The sequence below is a fragment of the Pseudomonas sp. Au-Pse12 genome (assembly GCF_021341665.1).
GTDB lineage: Bacteria > Pseudomonadota > Gammaproteobacteria > Pseudomonadales > Pseudomonadaceae > Aquipseudomonas.
Genome location: NZ_JAJTTH010000006.1, coordinates 348,216 through 371,256, shown reverse-complemented (window position 1 = coordinate 371,256; position 23,041 = coordinate 348,216). Strand labels below are relative to the sequence as shown.

The 23,041-nt window shown below is 63.3% G+C and carries 22 protein-coding genes; 11 read left to right on the top strand and 11 right to left on the bottom strand.

The window, feature by feature from the left end; genetic code table 11:
• Positions 1-57: 57 nt before the first annotated feature.
• From LXM55_RS19285 to rfbB, 5 genes are read right to left on the bottom strand one after another with little or no spacing between them, the layout of a single operon-like run.
• Entirely contained in the window at positions 58-1,866 is a 1,809-nt protein-coding gene (locus tag LXM55_RS19285) for a sensor histidine kinase (RefSeq protein WP_233321847.1), read from the bottom strand.
• Positions 1,867-1,900: 34 nt separating this feature from the next.
• The gene (gene rfbD, locus LXM55_RS19280) at positions 1,901-2,782 is read right to left on the bottom strand and encodes a dTDP-4-dehydrorhamnose reductase (protein WP_233321846.1); all 882 of its coding nucleotides are present in this window, start codon (positions 2,780-2,782) and stop codon (positions 1,901-1,903) included.
• Positions 2,779-3,324, bottom strand: a complete 546-nt coding sequence (gene rfbC, locus LXM55_RS19275; protein WP_233321845.1) for a dTDP-4-dehydrorhamnose 3,5-epimerase — start codon at positions 3,322-3,324, stop codon at positions 2,779-2,781. Before rfbC ends, rfbD begins: the two co-directional genes overlap by 4 nt.
• A complete protein-coding gene (gene rfbA / locus LXM55_RS19270) occupies positions 3,321-4,196 on the bottom strand; it encodes a glucose-1-phosphate thymidylyltransferase RfbA (protein WP_233321844.1) in 876 nt (291 codons plus the stop codon). Before rfbA ends, rfbC begins: the two co-directional genes overlap by 4 nt.
• A complete protein-coding gene (gene rfbB, locus LXM55_RS19265; protein WP_233321843.1) occupies positions 4,193-5,275 on the bottom strand; it encodes a dTDP-glucose 4,6-dehydratase in 1,083 nt (360 codons plus the stop codon). The genes rfbA and rfbB overlap by 4 nt, the downstream gene beginning before the upstream one ends.
• A 243-nt stretch (positions 5,276-5,518) precedes the next feature.
• Between rfbB and LXM55_RS19260 the strand changes: the two genes are divergently transcribed.
• The 4 genes from LXM55_RS19260 to LXM55_RS19245 all read left to right on the top strand — a co-directional run bounded on the left by LXM55_RS19260 (position 5,519) and on the right by LXM55_RS19245 (position 11,110).
• Positions 5,519-8,437: an aminotransferase gene (locus LXM55_RS19260; protein WP_233321842.1), complete on the top strand. Its 2,919-nt coding sequence runs from the start codon at positions 5,519-5,521 to the stop codon at positions 8,435-8,437.
• 234 nt (positions 8,438-8,671) lie between these two features.
• Positions 8,672-9,550, top strand: a complete 879-nt coding sequence (gene aguB, locus LXM55_RS19255; protein ID WP_233321841.1) for an N-carbamoylputrescine amidase — start codon at positions 8,672-8,674, stop codon at positions 9,548-9,550.
• 5 nt (positions 9,551-9,555) lie between these two features.
• On the top strand, positions 9,556-10,662 hold the full coding sequence (gene aguA / locus LXM55_RS19250; RefSeq protein ID WP_233321840.1) for an agmatine deiminase: 1,107 nt from the start codon (positions 9,556-9,558) through the stop codon (positions 10,660-10,662).
• 247 nt (positions 10,663-10,909) lie between these two features.
• Positions 10,910-11,110 carry a hypothetical protein gene (locus LXM55_RS19245; protein ID WP_233321839.1) on the top strand — a complete coding sequence of 67 codons (201 nt, stop codon included), beginning with the start codon at positions 10,910-10,912 and terminating at the stop codon, positions 11,108-11,110.
• 60 nt (positions 11,111-11,170) lie between these two features.
• Here LXM55_RS19245 and LXM55_RS19240 read toward each other — a convergent pair whose 3' ends face one another.
• Entirely contained in the window at positions 11,171-13,264 is a 2,094-nt protein-coding gene (locus LXM55_RS19240; protein WP_233321838.1) for a TonB-dependent receptor, read from the bottom strand.
• 262 nt (positions 13,265-13,526) lie between these two features.
• Here LXM55_RS19240 and LXM55_RS19235 point away from each other — a divergent pair, with 262 nt between their 5' ends.
• The 5 genes from LXM55_RS19235 (at position 13,527) to LXM55_RS19215 (ending at position 17,716) form a co-directional block, all read left to right on the top strand.
• Positions 13,527-14,222 carry a DsbA family protein gene (locus tag LXM55_RS19235; RefSeq protein WP_233321837.1) on the top strand — a complete coding sequence of 232 codons (696 nt, stop codon included), beginning with the start codon at positions 13,527-13,529 and terminating at the stop codon, positions 14,220-14,222.
• Positions 14,223-14,249: 27 nt separating this feature from the next.
• Entirely contained in the window at positions 14,250-14,639 is a 390-nt protein-coding gene (locus LXM55_RS19230) for a nuclear transport factor 2 family protein (protein ID WP_233321836.1), read from the top strand.
• A 237-nt stretch (positions 14,640-14,876) separates the two neighbouring features.
• Positions 14,877-16,166, top strand: coding sequence for an OprD family porin (locus tag LXM55_RS19225; RefSeq protein ID WP_233321835.1), 1,290 nt, complete (start codon positions 14,877-14,879; stop codon positions 16,164-16,166).
• 183 nt (positions 16,167-16,349) lie between these two features.
• Entirely contained in the window at positions 16,350-17,015 is a 666-nt protein-coding gene (locus LXM55_RS19220; RefSeq protein WP_233321834.1) for a hypothetical protein, read from the top strand.
• Between the two features lie 5 nt (positions 17,016-17,020).
• Positions 17,021-17,716 carry a tetratricopeptide repeat protein gene (locus tag LXM55_RS19215; protein WP_233321833.1) on the top strand — a complete coding sequence of 232 codons (696 nt, stop codon included), beginning with the start codon at positions 17,021-17,023 and terminating at the stop codon, positions 17,714-17,716.
• Between the two features lie 72 nt (positions 17,717-17,788).
• Here the strand turns inward: LXM55_RS19215 and LXM55_RS19210 are convergent, their stop codons facing one another.
• Both LXM55_RS19210 and LXM55_RS19205 read right to left on the bottom strand, forming a co-directional pair.
• On the bottom strand, positions 17,789-18,919 hold the full coding sequence (locus LXM55_RS19210; RefSeq protein ID WP_233321832.1) for a lysozyme inhibitor LprI family protein: 1,131 nt from the start codon (positions 18,917-18,919) through the stop codon (positions 17,789-17,791).
• Between the two features lie 24 nt (positions 18,920-18,943).
• Positions 18,944-19,330, bottom strand: coding sequence for a c-type cytochrome (locus tag LXM55_RS19205; protein ID WP_233321831.1), 387 nt, complete (start codon positions 19,328-19,330; stop codon positions 18,944-18,946).
• Between the two features lie 397 nt (positions 19,331-19,727).
• On the opposite strand from LXM55_RS19205, the gene LXM55_RS19200 reads away from it, so the two are divergent.
• Positions 19,728-20,126 carry a carboxymuconolactone decarboxylase family protein gene (locus tag LXM55_RS19200; protein WP_233321830.1) on the top strand — a complete coding sequence of 133 codons (399 nt, stop codon included), beginning with the start codon at positions 19,728-19,730 and terminating at the stop codon, positions 20,124-20,126.
• On the top strand, positions 20,092-20,418 hold the full coding sequence (locus tag LXM55_RS19195; protein WP_233321829.1) for a hypothetical protein: 327 nt from the start codon (positions 20,092-20,094) through the stop codon (positions 20,416-20,418). Before LXM55_RS19200 ends, LXM55_RS19195 begins: the two co-directional genes overlap by 35 nt.
• 39 nt (positions 20,419-20,457) lie before the next feature.
• On the opposite strand, the gene LXM55_RS19190 is transcribed toward LXM55_RS19195, so the two are convergent.
• From LXM55_RS19190 to LXM55_RS19180, 3 genes are read right to left on the bottom strand one after another with little or no spacing between them, the layout of a single operon-like run.
• Positions 20,458-21,252 carry a hypothetical protein gene (locus LXM55_RS19190; RefSeq protein ID WP_233321828.1) on the bottom strand — a complete coding sequence of 265 codons (795 nt, stop codon included), beginning with the start codon at positions 21,250-21,252 and terminating at the stop codon, positions 20,458-20,460.
• 13 nt (positions 21,253-21,265) lie between these two features.
• Positions 21,266-22,093, bottom strand: coding sequence for an acid phosphatase (locus LXM55_RS19185; protein ID WP_233321827.1), 828 nt, complete (start codon positions 22,091-22,093; stop codon positions 21,266-21,268).
• Positions 22,094-22,134: 41 nt separating this feature from the next.
• A complete protein-coding gene (locus tag LXM55_RS19180; RefSeq protein WP_233321826.1) occupies positions 22,135-22,968 on the bottom strand; it encodes a MipA/OmpV family protein in 834 nt (277 codons plus the stop codon).
• Positions 22,969-23,041: the final 73 nt, after the last annotated feature.

Genomic DNA, 23,041 nt, shown 5'->3' with positions numbered 1-23,041 from the left:
GTGTCGTGGCCGGCAGCGCCGGGCCGGACAGGGTTGATAACGGGTGGCCGCTGCGCTTCATACCCCGCGGTCCTCGGAGGGTTGCAGGCTGACCCCGGGTGCTCCGGCGCGCAGACGCAAGGTGATCAGGGCTCCGCCTTCGCGGTGGTTGGCAAACGACAGCTCGCCGCCAAAGGCGCGCATCAGGGTGTCGCAGATGGCCAGCCCCAGGCCCAGGCCCTGGGTACGCGTCTTGGTGGTGTAGAACGGCTCTCCGGCGCGCCCCAGGGCTTCCATGCAGAAGCCCGGGCCGTTGTCGCGAATGTACAGGTTGACGCCGGTGGCGGTGGATTCGGCACTCAGCCAGAGTTTGCGTGGCGGGCCTTTTTCCGTCAGCGCGTCCAGGGCGTTGGCCAGCAGGTTGCCCAGCACCTGGCGCAGGCGGGTTTCCCCGGCCTCGACCCACAGCGTGGCGGCCGGCAGGTCGCGGATCAGTTCCACTTCCATGGCCCGGCGACGCTTGGCCAGCAGTGCCAGGGCATCGTCCAGGGCCGGTTGCAGGGCCACGCTTTCCGGAGCGTGATGATCGCGCCGGGCAAAGGCCCGCAGGTGGGCAATGATCGAGGCCATGCGCCCGGTCAGTTCGCTGATCAGTTTGAGGTTGCCCCGGGCGTCGTCGGTGCGCTGGTGGTCCAGCAGCACTTCGGCGTTTTCCGCGTAGCTGCGGATCGCCGCCAGCGGCTGGTTGAGTTCGTGGCTGATACTCGCCGACATGGTGCCCAGGGCCGAGAGCTTGCCGGCCTGGACCAGATTGTCCTGGGCGCGCACCAGTTCCTGCTGGGCGGTTTCGCGCTCCAGGACTTCCTGTTTCAGGCGCCGGTTGAGGCTTTCCAGGTCGCTGGTACGTTCGGCCACGCGCATTTCCAGTTCACGCCGGGCCTTGGCTTCGAAGGCGATCCGTTCCAGATAATGGCGGCGGCGCTGCATCATCAGCCCCAGCAGCAGCATCAGCGCCAGCAGCGCCGCGGCGCCGACCGCCACCACGGTGCGCACCGGGCGATCGATCAGGGTGCGCGGCGCGAGGATGCTGACACTCCAATGGGTTTCCTCGATCTGCTGGGTCTGGGTCAGCCAGGCATCGGGATTGAGGTTCAGCGGGCGCGGGTCCTGGGTCGGGTAGGGCTGGATGGCGACGATCGCCTGGCGTTCTTCGTCGCTCAAGGGACGGGTCGCCCGAAAGCGCCATTCGGGGCGCGAAGTGATGATCACCACGCCATTGTGGTCGGTCAGCAGCAACTGCTCCGGGGTCCGGCCCCACAGGCTTTCGGTGTGGTCCAGGTCGACCTTGACCACCAGCACGCCGAGGATCCGCTCACCGTCGCGCACCGCTGCGGCAAAGAAATAGCCACGTTTGGCCGAGGTGGTGCCCAGGCCGAAGAAACGTCCGAGGCGCCCGGCCATGGCTTCGCTGAAATAGGGACGGAAGGCGAAGTTGCGCCCGACGAAACTGTCGTGCTTGTCCCAATTGGAGGCCGCCAGGGTCTTGCCGCTGGTGTCCATCAGGTACATGACTTCGGCGCCGGTCTGGGCGCTGATGTTTTTCAGCAGGCGGTTGGCGTTGCCCTGGGTCACCCCGTCGTCCGGGGCGCCGAGTACCGCGCGCAGCGCCGGCAGGTCGCCGAGGATCTGCGGCAGCACTTCGTAGCGGTGCAGGGTGCCCAGCAGGTTGGCCACGTACAGGTCGAGGGTCTGGCGGTTCTGGCTGATCAGCTCGTTGCGGTAATAGCGTTCCGCCAGATGCTCCAGCGGCCACAGCAACGGCGCTAGGCACAGTGCCAGCAGGGCCAGGCTGCGCCAGCGGGGGCGACGGGGAAGAGGTGGAGTCATGGAAAAGGCGCCTGTGGATACAGGCGCATTATGCCTAGCCCTGCTCGGCAAGACACTCGCGCAATGCGCTGTGCCAGTCTGGCTGGGTCACGCCCCATTCACGCGCCAGGCGGCTGCAGTCCAGGCGCGAGTTCAATGGCCGTGGCGCCGGGGTCGGGTAGGCGCTGGAAGGAATGGCCTCCAGCACAGCGCAAGGTTTGTCCATGGCCTGCAACTGCTCGCCGATGGCCTGGGCGAAGCCGAACCAGGAGGTCTCGCCTTGGGCGGTGAGGTGGTACGTGCCCCAGGCCCCGGGTTGCCCGGCCCGCCAGCGTTCGATCAGCGCGCGGGTGCTGTTGGCGATGGTGCCGGCCCAGGTCGGTGCACCGATCTGGTCGGCCACTACCCGCAGTTCGGGTTTTTCCTGCAGCAGGCGCTGCATGGTCAGCAGGAAGTTCTTGCCGTGGCTGGAATAGACCCAACTGGTGCGCAGGATCAGGTGCTGGCCCTGTATCAGGTTGATGGCCCGTTCGCCCGCCAGTTTGCTCTGGCCGTAGACACCCAGCGGGTTGGGCTCATCTTCCTCCACGTAAGGCGTGTCCTTGCGACCATCGAACACGTAGTCGGTGGAGTAGTGGATCAGCGGTACGCCCAGGGCCTTGGCCTCCTCGGCGAAGATCCCGGGGGCCCTGGCGTTGATTGCAAAGGCCAGCTCCGGCTCGCTTTCGGCCTGATCGACAGCGGTGTGGGCGGCAGCGTTGATGATCAGGTCCGGACGGATGGCCCGGACCTGCTGGCGGATCTGTTCCGGGTGGCTCAGGTCCAGTTGCTCACGACCCAGTACCACCAGTTCTCCCAGGTCGCCTAGCCGTTGTTGCAGCTCGCGGGAGACTTGGCCGTGTTGGCCGCTGATAAGGATTTTCAGGGGGGCGGTCATGGGAACAGATCGGCCTCTTCAAGGCTTTTACCTTTCTGATCCTTGGCCGAGAGGGTTGGTGGCTCCTGCAATTGCCAGTCGATCGCCAGGGTCGGATCGTCCCAGCTAATGCACCGCTCAGCGGAAGGCGTGTAGTAATCGGTCGTCTTGTAGAGAAACTCGGCGGAGTCGCTGAGCACCACGAAACCGTGGGCGAACCCTTCGGGAATCCACAGCTGACGATTGTTCTGCGCAGACAGGCGCACGCTGGCCCAGCGACCAAAGTTCGGGGAGCTGCGGCGGATATCGACGGCGACGTCCAGCACCTCGCCGGCAATCACCCGGACGAGTTTTCCCTGTGCGTGTTCGACCTGGTAGTGCAAGCCGCGCAGGACGTTCTTGACTGATCGCGAGTGATTATCCTGCACAAAGCTCTTGTTCAAACCGGTGGCGTCTTCAAAGGCCTTGGCATTGAAACTTTCGTAGAAGAAACCGCGTTCGTCGCCAAAGACCTTGGGCTCGATGACCAGTACACCGGGCAGGTCGGTGGGGATCACCTTCATTGCGCCTCCCCTGCCAGAGTGAACAGGTACTGGCCATAACCGGTCTTGCCGAAATAGGCGGCGCGCTCCAGCAGGTGCTCGCGGCTGATCCAGTGATTCTCGTAGGCGATTTCTTCCAGGCAAGCGACTTTCAGGCCCTGGCGATGCTCGATGGTCTGCACGTACTGCGAGGCTTCCAGCAAACTGTCGTGGGTGCCGGTGTCGAGCCAGGCGAAGCCCCGGCCGAAGCGTTCCACATGTAGGTCGCCACGCTGGAGGTAGGCGTTGTTGACGTCGGTGATCTCCAGTTCGCCGCGGGGCGATGGCTTGACCGCCTTGGCGATCTGCACCACGTCGTTGTCATAGAAATACAGGCCGGTGACGGCGTAGCTGGATTTCGGCTGCTTGGGCTTCTCTTCGATGGACAGGGCACGGCCTTCGCTGTCGAAATCGATGACGCCGAAACGCTCCGGGTCCTTGACCCAGTAGCCGAACACCGTGGCACCGGAGTTGCGCTTGGCGGCGTCGCGCAGTTGTTCGCCGAAGTACTGGCCGTGGAAGATGTTGTCGCCGAGGATCAGGCACACCGGGTCATTGCCAATGAATTCCTCGCCAATCAGGAAGGCCTGGGCCAGGCCATCCGGCGAAGGCTGTTCGGCGTAGCTGAAGCGCACGCCGAACTGGCTGCCGTCACCCAGCAGGTTGCGATATTGCGGCAGGTCCTGAGGGGTGGAGATGATCAGGATGTCCTGGATACCGGCCAGCATCAGTACCGAAATCGGGTAGTAGATCATCGGCTTGTCGTAGATCGGCAGCAGTTGCTTGGATACGCCGAGGGTGATGGGGTGCAGACGGGTGCCGGAGCCGCCCGCCAGAACAATGCCTTTGATCATGCAATCAGATCCTTGATGTTGGTGGAGCCCAGGCGTTCGCCCTGGTAGCTGCCGTCTTGTACCCGGCGGCACCACTCGAGGTTTTCCAGATACCACTGCACGGTCTTGCGCAGGCCACTGGTGAAGGTTTCTTCAGGCACCCAGCCCAGCTCGCGTTCGATCTTGCCGGCATCGATGGCGTAGCGCAGATCATGGCCGGGACGGTCCTGGACGAAGGTGATGAGGTCAGCGTAGTGGGCAACGCCCTGGGGTTTTTCCGGGGCCAGTTCTTCCAGCAGGCTGCAGATGCCGCGGACCACGTCGATGTTCTTCTGTTCGTTGTGGCCGCCGATGTTGTAGGTCTCGCCGACCACGCCCTCGGTCACCACCTTGAACAGGGCTCGGGCATGATCCTCGACGTACAGCCAGTCGCGTACCTGCAGGCCATTGCCATACACCGGCAGGGGCTTGCCGGCCAGGGCATTGAGGATCACCAGCGGGATCAGCTTCTCGGGGAAGTGGAACGGGCCGTAGTTGTTGGAGCAGTTGGTGATCAGCACCGGCAGGCCGTAGGTACGTTGCCAGGCGCGGACCAGATGGTCGGACGCGGCCTTGCTGGCGGAGTAGGGCGAGCTGGGGGCGTAGGGCGTGGTTTCGGTGAACAGGTCATCGACGCCATGCAGGTCGCCATAGACCTCGTCGGTGGAAATATGGTGGAAGCGGAAGGCGGCTTTGTCCGCTTCGGGCAACTTATGCCAATAGGCGCGGGTGGCCTCCAGCAGGCTGTAGGTGCCGACGATATTGGTCTGGATGAAGTCGGACGGCCCGTCGATGGAGCGATCGACATGGGATTCGGCGGCCAGGTGCATGATCGCGTGGGGCTGGAAACGCGCCAGCACGGCGGCGACGGTAGCCTGGTCGACGATATCGGCCTTGACGAACTCATAGCGGCTGTTGCTAGCGATGCTGTGCAGCGATTCCAGGTTGCCTGCGTAGGTCAGCTTGTCCAGGTTCAGTACTTCGTGTTCCGTGTGCTGAATCAGGTGGCGAACCAGGGCCGAGCCGATAAAACCGGCTCCGCCGGTAACGAGAATGCGCATGTTGTGGGGGCCTGTATCCTTGAAAAGGGTCATTTGCTGCAAAAAATGCAGCATAGCTTGTCGGCAAGCTGCCTTGGGCGCAATAGGTACTGTCTGATGATGTCACCGCCGGCAGTCGGTTTTGTTTCGCTCGCTGGCATCTATCGCCAATGAGACTCTCGGTTTTGTCTGGTATACGGGGCTTGCACAACGCCTTGCGCAATGGCGATATAAGCCCCCTATAACAAATCCAGGGGTCGTTGTATGTTGCTCGCTACCTTGATCCACCGCGCCAGTCTGCCCAGCCCGCAAGTCACCGCGCAGCAAGCGCTGGAGTTGCTGGAAAGCCATTACGGCCTGCACGCAAGCTTGCACCCGCTGGGCAGCCAGCAAGACCTCAACTATCGCGTCGACAGCCCCCAGGGGCGCTTTGTCCTGAAAATCTGTCGCGGCGATTACGCCGTCCTGGAGTTGCAGGCGCAACACGCTGCCCTCAAGCATCTGCAACAGCATCCCGAGCTGCGGGTACCCAGGGTGATTCCGGCGAAAAATGGCCAGGAACTGCTCTCTCTGGAGATCGCCGGGCAAGCCTTGCACGTGCGTCTGCTCGACTATATAGACGGCCGCTCCCTGACCCACCTGCCGCACCTGGGCACCGAGCTGGTGGCGGGGCTGGGCCGGCTTTGCGGGCAGATGGACCTGGCCCTGGCGGACTTTGAGCATCCGGGCCTGGAACGTACGCTGCAGTGGGATGCCCGGCATGCCCCGGCGCTGATCGAGCATTTGCTGCCGGTCATCGCTGACCCGCAGCAGCGCGAGCTGATCGCCACCGCTGCGGAGCACGCCGAGCGGCGCTTGCAGGCGCTGTCGGGGCAATTGCCGGTGCAGGCGATCCACATGGACATCACCGATGACAACGTGGTCTGGCAGCGGGATGCCGCGCGCCATTGGCAAGTGCAGGGGGTGATCGATTTTGGCGACTTGATTCGCACCTGGCGCATCACTGACCTGTCGGTGACCTGCGCGGCGCTGCTGCATCACGCCGAGGGCGACCCGTGGCGGATCCTGCCGGCGATCCAGGCCTACCATCGGGTCAATCCGTTGCAACGGGCGGAACTGCTGGCGCTCTGGCCATTGATCGTGGCCCGGGCGGCGGTGCTGGTGCTCAGTGGCGAGCAGCAGGTCAGTATCGACCCGGGCAACGACTACAGCCGCGCCAACCTGAACCACGAGTGGGAGATCTTCCGGGTCGCCCATTCGGTGCCGTTCGAGTTGATGGAAGCGGCGATCCTCTGCGCCGTCAGCCAGGCGTTGCCAGCCATCGGCAGCGAGGGTTTCGCGCCGCTGTTGCCGAGCCTGGTGGGCCGCGAGTTCGCCTTGATCGACCTGGGCGTGCTCAGCCCGCACTTCGAAGCCGGCAACTGGGAGCAGCCGGGAATCGATGATCGGCTGCTGGCCGAAGCCGGCGTCGCCCATGGCCTGGCCGCCAGCCGTTATGGCCAGTACCGCCTGTCGCAGACCCGTCCCGACAGTGCCGAGGAGCCCTCGACCTGCCCCCTGCACGTACAACTGCAAGTACCGGCGGGCACCGCGGTGGAAGCGCCGTTCGCCGGGGTCCTGCACCGTGGCGAACAGGGCCTGCTGCGCCTCGATGGCCCGACCCTGAGCGTGCACCTGTGGGGCGTGGTGCCTTCGCTGCACCCGGGCGCGGCCCTGGTCAAGGGCCAGGTGCTGGGCGAAGTGGCGGCGGATGGCCGGCTCAAGGTCCAGCTGTGCCGAGGGGCCGAACTGGCCCCGCCGCTGTTTTGCAGCCCGTCCCGGGCCCCGGCCTGGCAAGCCCTGTGCCCCTCGCCGGCGGCGCTGCTGGGGCTGGCCTGCGATGCCGAACCAGAGCTGGATCCACAGACCCTGCTGGAACGACGCGATGCCAGCTTTGCTCGCTCGCAGAAGCACTACTACGTCGATCCGCCGCGGATCGAACGCGGCTGGCGCAACCACCTGATCGACATGCAGGGGCGTTCCTACCTGGACATGCTCAACAACGTCGCGGTGCTCGGCCACGGCCATCCACGCATGGTTGCCGAAGCCGCGCGGCAATGGTCGTTGCTCAACACCAACTCGCGTTTCCACTACGCGGCGATCGCCGAGTTCTCCGAGCGCTTGCTGGCCCTGGCGCCGGATTCCATGGACCGGGTGTTCCTGGTCAACAGCGGCACCGAGGCCAACGACCTGGCGATCCGCCTGGCCTGGGCCTACAGCGGCGGGCGCGACATGCTCAGTGTGCTGGAGGCCTATCACGGCTGGTCGGTGGCGGCGGACGCGGTGTCCACCTCGATCGCCGACAACCCCCAGGCCCTCACCAGTCGTCCGGACTGGGTGCACCCGGTGACGGCGCCCAACACCTACCGCGGCGAGTTTCGCGGCCAGGACAGCACCCCGGACTACCTGCGCAGTGTCGACCAGCAACTGCACAAGCTGGACCAGCAGCACCGCCAGTTGGCCGGCTTCATCTGCGAGCCGGTGTACGGCAACGCAGGTGGCATCGCGTTGCCGCCGGGCTACCTGGCGCAGGTCTATGAGCGGGTGCGGGCCCGGGGCGGGGTGTGCATCGCCGACGAGATCCAGGTCGGTTACGGGCGCATGGGCGAGTTCTTCTGGGGTTTCGAGGAGCAGGGCGTGACGCCGGACATCATCACCATGGCCAAGGGCATGGGCAACGGTCAGCCCCTGGGCGCGGTGATCACCCGCCGCGAGATCGCCGAAGCGCTGGAGGCCGAGGGCTATTTCTTCTCCTCGTCCGGTGGCAGCCCGGTCAGTTGCCGCATCGGCATCGCCGTGCTGGACGTGATGCAGGAAGAGCGACTCTGGGAGAACGCCCAAGTGGTCGGTGAACACTTCCGCCAACGCCTGGAGGCGCTCAAGCAGAGCCATCCGCTGGTGGGGGCGGTGCATGGTTCCGGTTTCTACCTGGGGCTGGAGCTGATCCGCGACCACGCCACCCTGGAACCGGCGACCGAGGAAACCACCCTGTTGTGCGAGCGCTTGCGCGAGCTGGGGATCTTCATGCAACCGACCGGCGACCACTTGAACATCCTCAAGATCAAGCCGCCGATGGTCACCACCCGCCAGAGCGTGGATTTCTTTGTCGACATGCTGGCCAAGGTGCTGGGCGAAGAGCTATAGGCGCACGACGCTGGTTTGCGTTGCCCCCATTCGCCGGCTTGCCGGCGAATGGGTTTTTCTTAATTCGATTGTTATCGGTATTTTGTCGGATATCTAGCTGCTCATAGATTTTTATAGCTTCTAAAGTCGATATTTATCGGATATAAAGTGGCCATAGTCGGGTACGAGCCCTTCGTGCCCGGTCCTTTCTCCTCCGTTGTCATCGACCGCTTCGCATTGCCCAGGAGTTGATCCATGAGCCGTACCGTTACCGTCGCCGCTACCCAGATGGCCTGTTCCTGGGACCTTGAGGCCAACCTCGAAACCGCCGAAAAACTGGTCCGGGAAGCCGCCGCCAAAGGCGCGCAGATCATCCTGATCCAGGAGCTGTTCGAGGCACCGTACTTCTGCCAGAAGCCCAACCCGGACTACCTGCAACTGGCCACCACGGTGGACAGCAACGTCGCCATCGCGCACTTCCAGAAGGTCGCCCGGGAGCTGCAGGTGGTGCTGCCCATCAGCTTCTACGAACTGGCCGGGCGTGCGCGTTTCAACAGCATCGCGATCATCGATGCCGACGGCAGCAACCTGGGGATTTATCGGAAAAGCCACATCCCGGACGGCCCCGGCTATCACGAGAAGTACTACTTCAACCCGGGCGATACCGGCTTCAAGGTGTGGAACACCCGCTACGCGAAAATCGGCGTGGGTATCTGCTGGGACCAGTGGTTCCCCGAGTGCGCCCGCAGCATGGCCCTGCAAGGGGCGGAAATCCTCTTCTACCCGACCGCCATCGGCAGCGAGCCCCACGACCAGAGCATTTCCTCGCGCGATCACTGGCAGCGCGTGCAGCAGGGCCATGCCGGGGCCAACCTGATGCCGCTGATCGCCAGCAACCGCATCGGCAACGAAGAACAGGACGGCTACGACATCACCTTCTACGGTTCATCCTTCATTGCCAATCAGTTCGGCGAGAAGGTTCAGGAGCTCAACCAAACTGAAGAAGGTATCCTTGTGCACCGCTTCGACCTCGACGAGCTCGAACACATCCGCAGCGCCTGGGGCAGTTTCCGTGACCGCCGTCCGAACCTCTATGGCGCACTGAAAACCCTCGACGGTTCCCTGGAGTCCTGAACACTATGAGTACTTTGCACAGCACGCCGCGCGCCGACGGTTTCTACATGCCGGCCGAATGGGCGACCCAGACCCAGACCTGGATGATCTGGCCCGAGCGCCCGGACAACTGGCGCCTGGGCGGCAAGCCGGCGCAGGCTGCCCACGTCGCGGTAGCCAAGGCCATTGCACGCTTTGAACCGGTGACCGTGGCGGTGTCCGCGGCCCAGTACGAAAACGCCCGGGCGCGCCTGGACGTGCCGAATATCCGCGTCGTGGAAATGTCCAGCGACGACGCCTGGGTCCGCGACACCGGCCCGACCTTCGTCATCAACCACAGCGGCGAAGTGCGCGGCGTGCACTGGGGCTTCAATGCCTGGGGCGGTTTCGAGGGTGGCTTGTACTCGCCGTGGAACCGTGACGAACAGGTGGCCAGCAAGGTGCTGGAAATCGAACGTTGCCAGGAGTACCGCACCGAGGGCTTCGTGCTGGAGGGCGGCTCGATTCACGTCGACGGCGAAGGCACGCTGATCACCACCGAAGAGTGCCTGCTCAATCACAACCGCAACCCGCACCTGTCCCGCGAGCAGATCGAGGCGGTGCTGCGCGAGCATCTGTCAGTGGAGCAGATCGTCTGGCTGCCGGACGGCCTGTACAACGATGAAACCGACGGCCATGTGGACAACTTCTGCTGCTACGTGCGCCCGGGCGAAGTGCTGCTGGCCTGGACCGACGACCCCCAGGATCCGAACTTCCCCCGTTGCCAGGCCGCTCTGCAGGTGCTGGAAAACACCCGCGACGCCAAGGGCCGCACCTTCAAGGTGCACAAGATGCCGATTCCCGGTCCGTTGTACGCCACCGAAGAGGAATGTGCCGGTGTCGATGCGGTGCAAGGCAGCCAGGAACGCAATCCTTCAGTGCGTCTGGCGGGTTCCTACGTGAACTTCCTGATCGTTAACGGCGGGATCATCGCCCCGAGTTTTGACGACCCGATGGATGCACCGGCCAAGGCCATCTTGCAGGCGCTGTTCCCCGAGCATGAGGTGGTGATGGTGCCTGGCCGCGAACTGTTACTGGGGGGCGGCAATATCCATTGCCTTACCCAACAGCAACCCGCGCCACAGCGCAATTGAGTGCCGTTGTAACAGAAGTTGTCGTTTGCTTGACGGTGTTGGCCCGGTCCCGGGCGTGACGCTTTTCGCCAAGCCCGCAGCCTAGACAGGTTGCGGGCTTTTTTGTGGTCGGATGTCGGTGTTGCCGACACATTGGCATAGGTCTTGTATCTCTTGCGAGGTGATTCTGAGACATGGAGAACGGTGTTCGTTCTGTCATAAACCTTGGATAAGTTAGGCCGCTCAGATACCAGGAGAGAGCGCTGGAATGAATATGGTCAGCGAGCGGGCGTCACATCCCTTGGCAATGAATAACGAGTCGCTGCAGGTTCTGGTGCAATGGTTGAAGTCCAATGGAACGCGTCAGATCAGGGAGCCTGATCCGCGCCGGATCATCATTGAGCGCTACCCCGCCGGGTTGCTCAGCGAGGCGGAACTGCAGGCATTGTGGGATGTGGTGAAAGGATAAGAAGACAAAGGATTGGTAAAGCGCTGCCAGGATGGCAGCGCTTTTTTTTGGCCGGTCGTTTTAGAAACGATAGTTGCCGGTGACCACCAGGCTGCGCGGATCCCCCGGCTGGATCTGAAAGACGCTGGTGGCCGAGCTGTAGTACTCGCGGTCGGCGATGTTGTTCAGCGCCGCGCGCACGTCCCAGTCCTTGTGCCGGTAGCCGGCCAGGGCATCCCAGCGGCCGTAGCCCGGCAGCACCACGGTGTTGCTGCTGTCGGCGTAACGGTCGCCCACCAGGGTCAGGCCGGTTTCGGCGTACCAGCCCAGCTCCGGTTTCCAGGTGATGAACAGGCTGCCATTGCGCTTGGCCACGTTGTTCACCCGCTTGTCTTCGAAACCGTTGTTGTCCTTGACCACCACCGCGTCCTGCAGGCCGATGCCGCCGCGCAGGTACCAGTTGCCGACGAGCTTGCCGCTGGCGGTCAGCTCGACACCCCGGGAGCGTTGCAGGCCGGTGAGCAAGGTGATGCTGCGGTCCTGCGGGTCAGGGGTACGACGGTTGTAGAGTTCCAGCTCATACACCGCCAGGGTGGTGCTCAGGCGTTCGTCCAGCCAGTCGCTCTTGACCCCGACTTCCTTCTGCCGGGTCAGTTCCGGGCTCAGGTCGTTGCCAGAGGCGTTCGGGGTGATGCCGATCAGGCCGCCGCCCACCGGCGCGAACGACTTGCTCCACGAGGCATAGAACGAGTGGTGCTCCAGCGGCGTCCAGACCACCCCCAGGCGCGGGCTGACGCTGTGGCTGTCGCGGCTGTCGGAGAGGCCGTTCTTGCGATTGGTGGTTTCTACCTCGAAGTTGTCGTAGCGCAGGCCGGCCAGCAATTGCCACTGATCGTTCAGGCGCAGTTGGTCCTGCACGTAGAGCGCCCGGCTTTCCACCTCGGTGTGGTTGTTGCTCCAGACCTGCATGAGCCCGGTATGGCTCTGGTACGGGTTGGGGTTGTACAGGTCCACGGCGGGCACTGCCTGGCTGCCAGGGCCCGAGGTGGCGGCGTTGTAGAGGATCGGGTCGCGGCGCTGGCTGCCGAATTCCAGGCCGGTGAGCAGGCGGTGCTCCAGGCCAAAGGTGTCGAAACGGCCTTCCAGCTCGCTGTTGTTGTAGATGTTGCGGGTCTTCAGGTCTTGCTGCCAGCGTTGGCGCTGCACCTTGCCGGTGGTGGCGTTGTAGCCGGTCTGGTAGGTGTTTTCGAAATCACTGTCGAGCTTGAACACCCCCAAGGTATGGCGCAGTTGCCAGCTGTCGCTCAGTTCGTAGCTCAGTTTGGAGCGCAGGGACTGGGACTTGTCATCGATGTAGTCGCGGTGGTCGCTGTAGGTGGTGTCGCGGCCGACGTCTGCCGGGCGCCCGTTGACCCCGGGGATGCCGCGGTCCGGGGTGCGGTTGTAGCGGCTGTACTCGTATTGCACCAGCCAGTTCAGCTCCGGGGTGAGTTGCCAGCTCATGGACGGTGCGAACAGTTGGCGGTTGCCACTGACGCCCTTGCGGAAGCTGTTGCGGTCCTCGTTGCCCAGGTTCAGGCGCAGGCTGATGTTTTCCGCCGGGTCGGCGCTCAGGTCCGCATACAGGCTGCGCAGGTCCTGGCTGCCGCCCTGGACTTCGACGCTGGAGCGACGGCCGAATTCCGGCAGCTTGCTCACCCGATTGATGATCCCGCCCTGGCTGCCTCGGCCGTAGAGCACTGCCGCGGGGCCTTTGAGCACTTCGATGCGTTCGATGTTGTGCAGGTCGCGCACGTACTGGCTGTCGTCGCGGATGCCGTCCAGATAGAAGTCGTTGCTGGCATCGAAGCCGCGGATCCGCAGGCTGTCGAAGCGCGTGTCCGAGCCGCTGCTGACGTTGGGAATACCGCTCAGGGCGCTGCCCAGGTCATTGACGCCGTAGTCCAGCACATTGGCGGTCTTGATCGTGTCGATGGCCTGGGGCACGTAGCGTGCCGGGGTCGAAGTACGGGTCGCGGTGCTGACTTCCTTGACCCGGGGATCGTCCGGGTCGGCTTCGGCCTCGGCGCTGATGGAGGTCATGGGCAGGGTGGTGCTGGCGGCGCAGGCAAAACCGGCGGTCAGCAGGGTACAAAGTCCCAGGGACAAGGGCGTGAGGCGAAAATGGGCAGGCATCTGAAACGCATCCGAGAAGGGGGAGTTCGAGGGGTGCGAATGGTAATGCTTACCATTGCCTAATGTTAAAAATTCGCTATTAACTTCCCTTGGGCGATTATTTCTAAATGTGTCTGGCGGTATTTGCCCGAATACACTGGCTAAACAGGCTGATTCGACCGGTTACAGCAACAGACTAAAAGCCAATTCGAGGTTTTTCCTCTGGCGTGCGCGGCATAGTCTGCGTGGCATCGAATACTCAAGACCTTGCTGGAGCCCTGATATGTCCTCGGCCACCCTTCACTATATTTATGACCCGCTGTGCGGCTGGTGCTATGGCGCCAAGCCTCTGGTGCAGGCGGCCCAGGCGGTGGTGCCGGTGCTGGCCCATGCCGGGGGCATGATGACCGGGCGCAACCGCCAGGCGGTCTCGCCCCAACTGCGTGACTACGTCATGCCCCACGACCGGCGGATTGCCGAGTACACCGGGCAGCCTTTTGGCCAGGCCTATTTCGAAGGCCTGCTGCGTGATCCGTCGGCGGTCTTCGACTCGGCGCCGCCGATTGCCGCCGTGCTGGCCGCCGAGGCCCTGGAAGGGCGCGGGCTGGAACTGCTGGGGCGCTTGCAGACGGCCCATTACCTGGAAGGGCGACGGATCGCTGATCGGGAGGTATTGCTGGAGTTGGCGCAGGCCCTGGGGTTTGCCTCGGCGGCGTTCGCGGCCGCCTACGACCAGGCCGTGGCCAATGAGTTGGATCACCATATAAAGGCCAGCCGGGCCTTGCTGGCCAAGGTCGGCGGCCAGGGCTTCCCGACCTTGGTACTGGAACGCGATGGCCGTTACCAGTTGCTCGACATCAGCCCCTGGCTGGGTAAACCCGAGGCCTTCGCCGACTGGTTGAAGACCTCCCTGGGCGCCGGTAGCGGCCCTCATGATGGCGTGGTCCAGGCTTGTGGCCTGGACGGTTGCACGCTCTGATCTCACCTGACCTGCGTGGAGTTACCCATGGATAACCTAGCGTTGATCAAGAGCACCTACGAAGGTGCCAACTCCCAGGAAAATGCGCGCAACACCGCCGCGGCCCTGGCCCCCGATGCGCGTTGGACCGAGGCGGCGGGCTTTCCCTATGCCGGCACCTATGTCGGTTTCGAGGCGGTGCTGGAGCACGTCTTCAAGCGCCTGGGCTCGGAATGGCAGGACTTCACTTTCAAGGTCGAGGGCTATGTGGCCCAGGGCGACAAGGTGTTTGCCTATGGCAACTATCAGGGCGTCTATAACGGCTCGGGCAAGCCGATCGATGTCCGGGTGGCCCACTTGTGGACACTCAAGGACGGCAAGGTGACCCACTTCGAGCAATTCGTCGACAGCCACAGTGTGCAGCTGGCAATGCTCTAGCCCGCAGTTCTTAGAATATTTTCAGCTATTCAAAGACGATTCACGAAATTGACACGTTGTTAAGGGCGCAGATAGGATTCGCCCCAACGCCTGTGGCCAAGAGCCATATTTCAAAATAATAAAAGGCCCGCCGCGATCACTCGCGGTCGGGCTTTTTTGTTTCGGCGGTAAAAGAGCGTTCAAACGCCGTCGCCGCAGAGCTCACAGCGCGTCTCAAACCGTAATAAGGAAAATAAGATGTTTAAACAGCGGATCTGCTTGATTGCACTGGGGATTTTGAGCGCTACACAAGCCATGGCCGACGGCCAGGCCGACGCCAAGGGTTTTGTTGAAGACAGCAGCCTGAAAGTGCTGCTGCGCAACGCCTATATCAACCGTGACAAGAAAGACGGCAACGACGACCAGCGCGAGTGGGGCCAAGCGGCCATCGGTACTTTCTCGTCGGGCTTCACCCAAGGCACCGTCGGCGTGGGTGTGGATGCCTTCGGTCTGTACGCGTTGCGTCTGGACAAAGGCAGCCACAGCGGCGGCCAGGGTATCGACTTCTTCAAGCGCAGCGAACACGGCAACCAGACCCCTGCGGGCGACCTGGCCAAGGCCGGCGCCGCGGTCAAGTTCCGCCTGTCCAACACCGTCCTGACCTACGGTGACCAGATGCCGGCGCTGCCGGTACTGAACTACGACAACTCGCGCCTGCTGCCGGAAAGCTACACCGGTACCCTGATCACCTCCAAGGAGATCAAGGGCCTGGAGCTGAACGCCGGTCGTTTCACCGCCGAATCGCGCAAGAGCGCCGAAGGTCGTGACAGCGGTGGCCTGAAGTCGATCAACGTATTGGGCGGTAGCTACCAGTTCACCGAGCAGTTCAAGGGCGCGCTGTACGCTTCCGACGTCGAAGACGTGCTGAAGAAGCAATACGTCAACCTGAACTACGTGTTCCCGCTGGCCACCGACCGGTCCCTGACCCTGGACTTCAACGGTTACCAGACCAAGCTGGACAAGGCCTACGCCAAAGACGCCGGCGCCGGTGGCCAGGACAACAAGATCTGGAGCCTGGCGGCCACCTACGCCATGGGCCCGCACTCGTTCACTCTGGCGCACCAGCGCAGCACCGGCGACAGCCACCTGGGCTATGCCTACGGCGGCTACCAGCGTGGTCAGAACCGCGTGGGTGACGGTGGCAACACCATCTACCTGGCCAACTCCTACTGGTCCGACTTCAACGCTGAAGACGAGCGCAGCTGGCAGCTGGGCTACGGTCTGGACTTCGGCGCCTTCGGCGTACCGGGCCTGACCTACAACGTGGCCTACGTGCGTGGCGACAACATCACCACCTCGACCTCCACCGGCGGCACCGAGCGGGAAATCTTCAACCAGCTCAAGTACGTGGTGCAGAGCGGCCCGGCCAAGGACCTGAGCGTCAAGGTACGTAGCTCGATCCTGCGTGTATCGCAGAAATCCAGCGATTACAACGACAGCGGCAACGAACTGCGTGTGTTCGTCGACTACCCGATCAACGTGTTCTGATGAACGCCTGATCACCGCCTGATTGCAGGTGGCCGCAACGCAAGAAGCCCCGACTGGTTCGGGGCTTTTTTGTGCCCTCGGTCATGAATGGCCAGGTCATATGGCGCCGGTATTTTCGGCGAGTGGTTGGTCGATATCAATCTTGTTACAGTCCGCTCCCCTTTCCCGTCACGGATGATTTCGATGTTCCGTACCCTGCTATCCGGCCTGTGCCTGCTGGGCGTCGCCAGCATTGCCCACGGCCAGCCAGCGACTGCTCCCGAGCAGTTGCTGAGCCAGTTCTCCCGTTGCGACGCACAGTTCTTCCAGAGTTTGAACACGGCCCAACTGCCGGCCGCTACCTTGACCCTGGCCCGGTACGGCGCGGTGAGTGCGCCCAAGGTCATGGACCCCTTGCAAGAGGGCGGTCGCTACCAGGCCTTTGCACAGCCGCTGCTGGTCAACGGTGTGCGCCTGGTGGGCTATTACAACGAAGCCCAGTCGCTGCCGTCGGTGGGCAACCTGCTGTTCTGGGGGTTCATTGCCGAGGGCGAACCCAAGGACGTAGCCGCAGCGCTCAAGCCGCTGCTGGTGGACAACAGCCGCCTGAAGGCAGACCGCAGCGCCATGACCCGGGTGGAGATCCGCCGGGTTGGCGACCCCATCGACGCCTGGCGTACCGAAGGCCTGGCGGGTGGCGGGGTGGCCACGCCATTCGGTTACGTCGAGCGGGTGCTGAGCATCGACAAAGGCACCCGCAGCGCTCCGATTGCCGGCCGCACCACGATCTTCTGCAGCTTGCAGGGCACGGTCACCGCGCCGCTGCTGCAAGTCTACCGCCCTGACCTCAACGCCCATCTGCTGGATTGAACAACATGCCTTTATTGTCTGTACGCGGGTCGATCCTGCTTGTGTGTGCCCTGGCCGTGACCGGCTGCGCCAGCCTGCAGAGCCAGGACCAGGTCAACTATGCCCACTGCCGCCTGGTGGGCCAGGCCTCCAAGGCCGAGAAATTTGACGTGGTGCTGCAAGAGGCCGACCTGTGCCTTGAGAAAAACCAGCTGAGCCAGCCCATGCAGAGCCTGGTGTACTGGTTGAAATCCGATGCCTACGCGAGCTTCAAGCGTTACCCGGAAGCCATCGCTGCCAAGGAAAAATCCATCGAACTGGGGCCCAAGCCCGATGCCCGTGCGGTGCTCGACCTGAGCCGCCTGTATCGTGAAGCGGGCAACCCGCAAAAGGCTCTGGAACTGGTGCAGTCCAACCTCGATGGCAACCTGGGCGAGGCGGGCAAGGGCAGCGGCTTCAACATGCCGACCTACTACCATCTGGGCCAGACGCTGTACGACCTGGGCCGCTACCGCGAGGCCGCGGAGGCGTACAGCACCGGCCTGTTGAAGCAGCCGGACTATGCCTGGGCCTTCTACCACCGGGGCCTGGCCTACGAAAAACTGGGCCTGACCGACGATGCCCGCGCTGACTTTACCCAGTTCGCCAAGCGGGTGAACCAGAAGTACGTCGAACCGCAGCACCAGGCCAAGCTGGCCGAGTACCGTATTACGCTGCCCTAGGTACAGGGCTGTCGATGCAATAAAAAAAGGCTCGCCTGATCGCGAGCCTTTTTCATTTTTCGGCGCGGCCCTTCAGTCGTCCGGATTGATGGCGAACTTCAGCTGATTGCCCTGTAGGTAGACCACCGCTTCACGGCCATGGATATCCACTGGCCGGGCCGACATGGCGTCGTGCTCGACAACGATCTTCGACAATTCCTTGCCGCGGATATCGACCCGCCAGATACAGGCCCGCGGGCCTTCATTGTCGAAGTACAGCACCGGGCGCGTGGTGCTCCAGGTCGGGTTGACGATGGCCCATCCGGCGTCGGGCTGATTGTGTTCGGTGATGTTCTCCGAATAGCTGCCGGCGTTGGCGCGGTCATAGGTCAGGGACAGCTCGCTGCTGTCGCGGTTGAGGTCCTGCTCCACCCGTGCTCGAGCATGCATCAAGGTGTTGGAGCCGACCTGGAACACCTGCTGGGTGCTGTGCGGCGCGCTGCGCGAGCCCAGGCGGTAGACCATGCTTTGCTGCAGGCCGCCCGCCTGCTGTTCGCGGTAGTAGAACAGGCCGTCGGCGATTCCGGCGTAGCGCGGTCCCTGGTCATTGGCCCCGGGGTTGGCCCAGCCGGCGAAGGCGATGTCCTGGGCGATGGGGTGCAGGCCCGGCTGGTCATCGGCGTACTCGTACAGCGTGCCGACATACGCCGGTCGCCCCTGCTGGTAGCGCCCGACAAACAGCACCACGTGCAGCACCCCGGCAATCACCTGAGCGTCGACGATCTGCTGGTCGCCCTGTGGCAGCATGGAGTTGAAGGTCGCCAGGGTGAAGTTCTGCCAGTCGTCCGGGTCATAGACCAGGTAGGCCCCGCCGGGAGCCAGTGGGCGCAATGCCTCTGGGGCGGGCTCGGGCGGAATCGGCAACAGCGTCAACATCTTCACCTGGGCCCGGTAGACCGACTCCAGGCAATCGGTGTCAGGGCAATTGTTGCGGGTGTTTTTTAGCCAGTGGCTTTGCAGCAGCCGGAACACCTGCAAGTGTTTCAGTGCCTGGTACTGGCGGCTCATCTCGTCGTCGCGGGCGGACAGGCTCGGCGTGGCGCAGACGGTCTTTTCCACCAGGGTCGTGGCTTTGGCACAGTCGAAGCCGGCGGCGTGCGAGTGCGGCGCGAACACGCCCAGAGCGAGGCCCAAGGCCGCCAGCGAGAGTAACGGGAGCTTCATCAAAACATCCTTGTCGGGAACCCATCAGGGGGTCGGGAACGTCTGCAGATAGGCCAGCAGGTTATCGATTTTTTCCTCATCGCTCAGCCCCCAGAAAATCATCCGGGTGCCGGGCACCACGGCCTTCGGATCTTCCAGGTACTGGATGAGTTTGTCCCGGCTCCAGACGATGCCCGACGACTTCATGGCCGTCGAATACTGGTAGTCCGCGGCGCTGCCGGCCGGGCGGTCGATGATGCCATTGAGCTGCGGCCCGAACGAGCTGCGTACCGAAGGGCCGATGTTGTGGCAGCCGCTGCACAGGCGCTTGAACAGCTTGGCGCCGGCTTCGGCATCGCCAGCCATGGCCGGTGCGCTAAACAGCATGGAGTGGAGCAACAGGGTCAGGATCGATACGGCGAAGGGCTTCATGTTTTGCCTGCATGCAGCGGAAATCGGCGGCTATTTGATCATGAAGAGCCATTGTTCGGGAGAACTTGCGGCAATTTGCTGCGGTGCTGCTGCAGGCACCTGAAGCCACAGGCGCTTCGTGTTTCTGCCTGGACCCCAGGGCGCCTCCCCATGCACTTCTCGACCCGAGCAGAAGCTTGCGATTGCCATCGGGCCAGCCCGACAGGCTTGAGAACTATGGGTACTGAGGGGGCGCTCATCGCGGCCGAAAAAATCTAAACCCATCCTCTTGTTTTTACGAGGTTTAAACCCGTACCGCCGGTTCAGCCCAGCTGCCGGCGCTTGCGTCACCGGCTGAGTACTAGACTGAATCTGTACCTCTGAAGCACAGGTCGTTGCAGAGGCAAGGAGGTGTCAAGTGGATGTTCGTGATACCTATCGGGAAATTGAGCAGGCCCTGGGCCAGGTACCTGAGTGGATCAAGCAGATGCCGGAAGGCGGGGCGAATGGATTCTGGGGAATGGCACGGGATTTTTGGCTGGCTGAGACCAAGATTCCTAATAAATATAAAGAGTTGATAGGTCTGGCAGTGTCCGGGGCGACCCGCTGCAAGTATTGCGCCCTGTTCCATACGGAAGCTGCGCGGTTGTTTGGCGCGAGCGACGAAGAAATATCCGAAGCCAGCTTCATGGGCGCATTGACCATGATGGGCAGCACGTTTATCAATGCCCAGCAAATTGACTATGAGCAGTTCCAGCAGGAAACGTTGAGTATCGTCCGGCATGTCAAAGACCACTCACAAGCCAAGGCCGCCTAGGCCGCTGCGGGAACCCGCCCTGCGTCAGTTGGTGAAGGACCAGCTGCTTGCCACCACCGGCGATGGTCCGAGGACCACCGCTCGGTGGCAAGCGGCTGTATTGCGAGCCATCGGCGAACTGATGCAAGACGGCGAAAGCGCCCGCGAAGAAAACCAGGACCTGCGCATCCCCTTCGCCAAAGCCCTGCATGACCTCTATGGAAGCCGCAAGTCCGATGCCGAGTTGACGGCAATGGTCTTGCTGATGCTGGAAGTGGAAACCGTGCCCCTGCTTGGCAAAGGCGGGCAGTGAGCGTTCCGGGAGTTGCGTGGGCGTTTGGCGATGACGCCCTCAGAAGAGCCCGCTGATCCCCAGCAGTGGTCCCTTCTGGACGATGTCGTAGACAAACCCGTCATGGCGATAATTCACCCCCATGGCCCGGTAGCCGGCCACCGCGGAAAATCCCGGCAGGAACTCCCAGCCCGCCAGCGCGGTCAGGTCCCAGTCTTCCCGCGACTGCCCCGCGCCCGCCATTGCCCATGACGACAACCAGAAGCGCTCACTCACGGCATAGTGTCCGCGCAGTCCCGCCATTGCGTCGGCCCAGGTCGCCTTGTCAGACCCGGACAGACCGGCAGCCGGTCCGCCGTGCAGGGTGATGCTGGTGCTGCTGTACCAGACGCGCACGCCCCCTGCGATGTCCAGCCGATGCTGGTCATCCCCCAGCACCTGGTAGCCGCCGCCGAGGAAGCCCGAGGCGGTCTTGCTTTCCACCTCCAGCTTGGACGCCGGGGCGCCGGCAGGCAGGCGGTTGCGAGTATCGGTGTCGATGTACATCAGGTCGGCGAGCACGCTGTAGGGCCCGCGGCGTGCCTCGCCCATCAGCATCACCGACAGGTCGACGCTGCGCGCGATGTCCGAGAAGTCGGACTTGATGAACTGGGTGCCGGTGCTGCGGTGGCCGACATGCCCGCGGATTCCGGCGCCCCACAGGTAAGGCCCGCCGTTGAACTGCCAATGGTCATCGTCCGCTGCCATGGCCACGCTTGGCAGGCTGGAGCCGGCGGCGCTGAACGCGCTGAGCAGCAGCGCCAGGCGGGTGTGCCTGAGCCGTGATGACGAACGAGGGGAAGGACGGTGCATCATGGTGTTTCTCCGGTCAGTGCTGAGTCAGCGCGAGCGCCACGTCCTCGGCCCTACAGTCTTGCGTAGGCTTCAGACCGGCCTTTTGCGCCGCCTTGACCTCCTCCTTCGCTGCCGCCAAGTCCGCCAGGAACGCCGGATTGGCGTGCAGGCTCGCCACCGTGGCGGCGCCCATGATGCGCCCGGCATCCACGTCGCTCTGCCAGTGTGCGTCGCAGATCACCCGGCTCTGGCCGTATGCCAGGCCACGGGTCATCAACTCCGTGGCGCGTGCAGGATTGATCTCGGCCAGGACCAGGCCCCAGGCCCAGCCCGCCGCGGAGTGGCCGGACGGCCAGGAACCGTCCGTGCGCAGCAGTGGCTCCATGTCCTTGCGGCACGTTCCTTCGTCATGCACCACGAAGGGCCGGGTCCGGTTGTAGGCATTCTTCCCGGCGTAGGTGGAGCCGCCGGCATCGGTCAGGGTGCGTTGCATCAAGCTATAAAGATGCGGGGTGCCTTGCTCGGTGATGGGCGTGCCCAGCGCGCAGGAGAAGGTGTGCGCCGGGCCTGGGAATGACAGTTCGGCATCCGTTGCCGCGAGTTTTTCCCGGGCGCTGCCGCGCAGCGCCAGCGCCGCATGCCGTGCTTCTTCATCCCGTGCCAGTGCTGCGGAGCCAGGCTTGGGCGGTGCGCCGAGCAGCGCCAGGCGCAACGGCAAGTCGGCCGGGGCCAGGTAGCCTGGAGCCAGCTTGAAATGAGGGTCCGTGACGGTTGTGGCGGCATCGTCGGCAAGCACCAGCCCGGGCCAAAGCAAGCCGGCCAGGGACAGCGTCACCCCCCAGGGTTCATGTACTTTTTTCATCGACTGTTTCCTTCTCTACGTCGCGTGGGGCCGGGGGTTGATCAGAAGCGGTACAGGGCATTCAGATAGGCCCCGGCGCCGACTTTCTCGCCCGTCAGCGGGCTGTCGCGGGCGTCGGCGACCAGGGCGTAGGTCTTGATACCGCCTTCCAGTGCCAGCTGTGGCTGCCATTGCCAGGTGAGGCCCAGCTTCAGGGTCACGTCGCGCATTCCGCCTCCCGGGTGGTATTCATCGAACCGGGTGCGGGCGGCTTGCTGAGCGGTGACGCCAAAGCGCGCCATCATGTCGTTCTCATTGCTCCAGGTGCCGTACAGCGTCGAGTCCAGGGTCAAGGTCGAAGACAGCGGGTACGCCGTGGCGACTCCGGCTTCCAGGTAGGCGGTACGCCCCAGGCGTTCGCCACCGTAGTTGCGGTCCTGGGTCGATTGCAGGCCGCGCACGAACAGGCGGCCGGCCGGCAGGATCCAGTAGGCTTCGGCCCCCACCAGGGCGGTGCTGTCCAGGTTGCCCATGCCCTTCAGGTAATCGTCACGGCCGTCCAGGGTATGAATCCGCTCCTTGCGCCCCTGGTCATAGCCGACCAGCAGCGCCACCCCAAAAGGCGAGAGCCCCGGCAAGTCCCAACGCAGCCCCTCCGGGAAGGCCGCGGTAAAGGTGCCCCAGTCTTGGGTCGGCAAGACCGCCTTGAGTTTCAGTGAGGGGAAGGCGGCGTACCGTGAGGAGCCTTCGTACAAAGGGCCCACGGCCAATCCGCCGCCTACCGTCACGGACGCAGCGCCGCTTGCATCCTCCGCCTGTGCCGGCAACACCGTCGCCAAGGCGCTAATGAACAGCAATTGATGCAGCAAGAAGTTGTAAGCACCTTGGGTTGTCATTGTTTATTTCCTTTGGTGTAGAACGCTTCAAGTCAGAGATGCCCCCCGACTTGATGGGCACTATCGGGCGTGG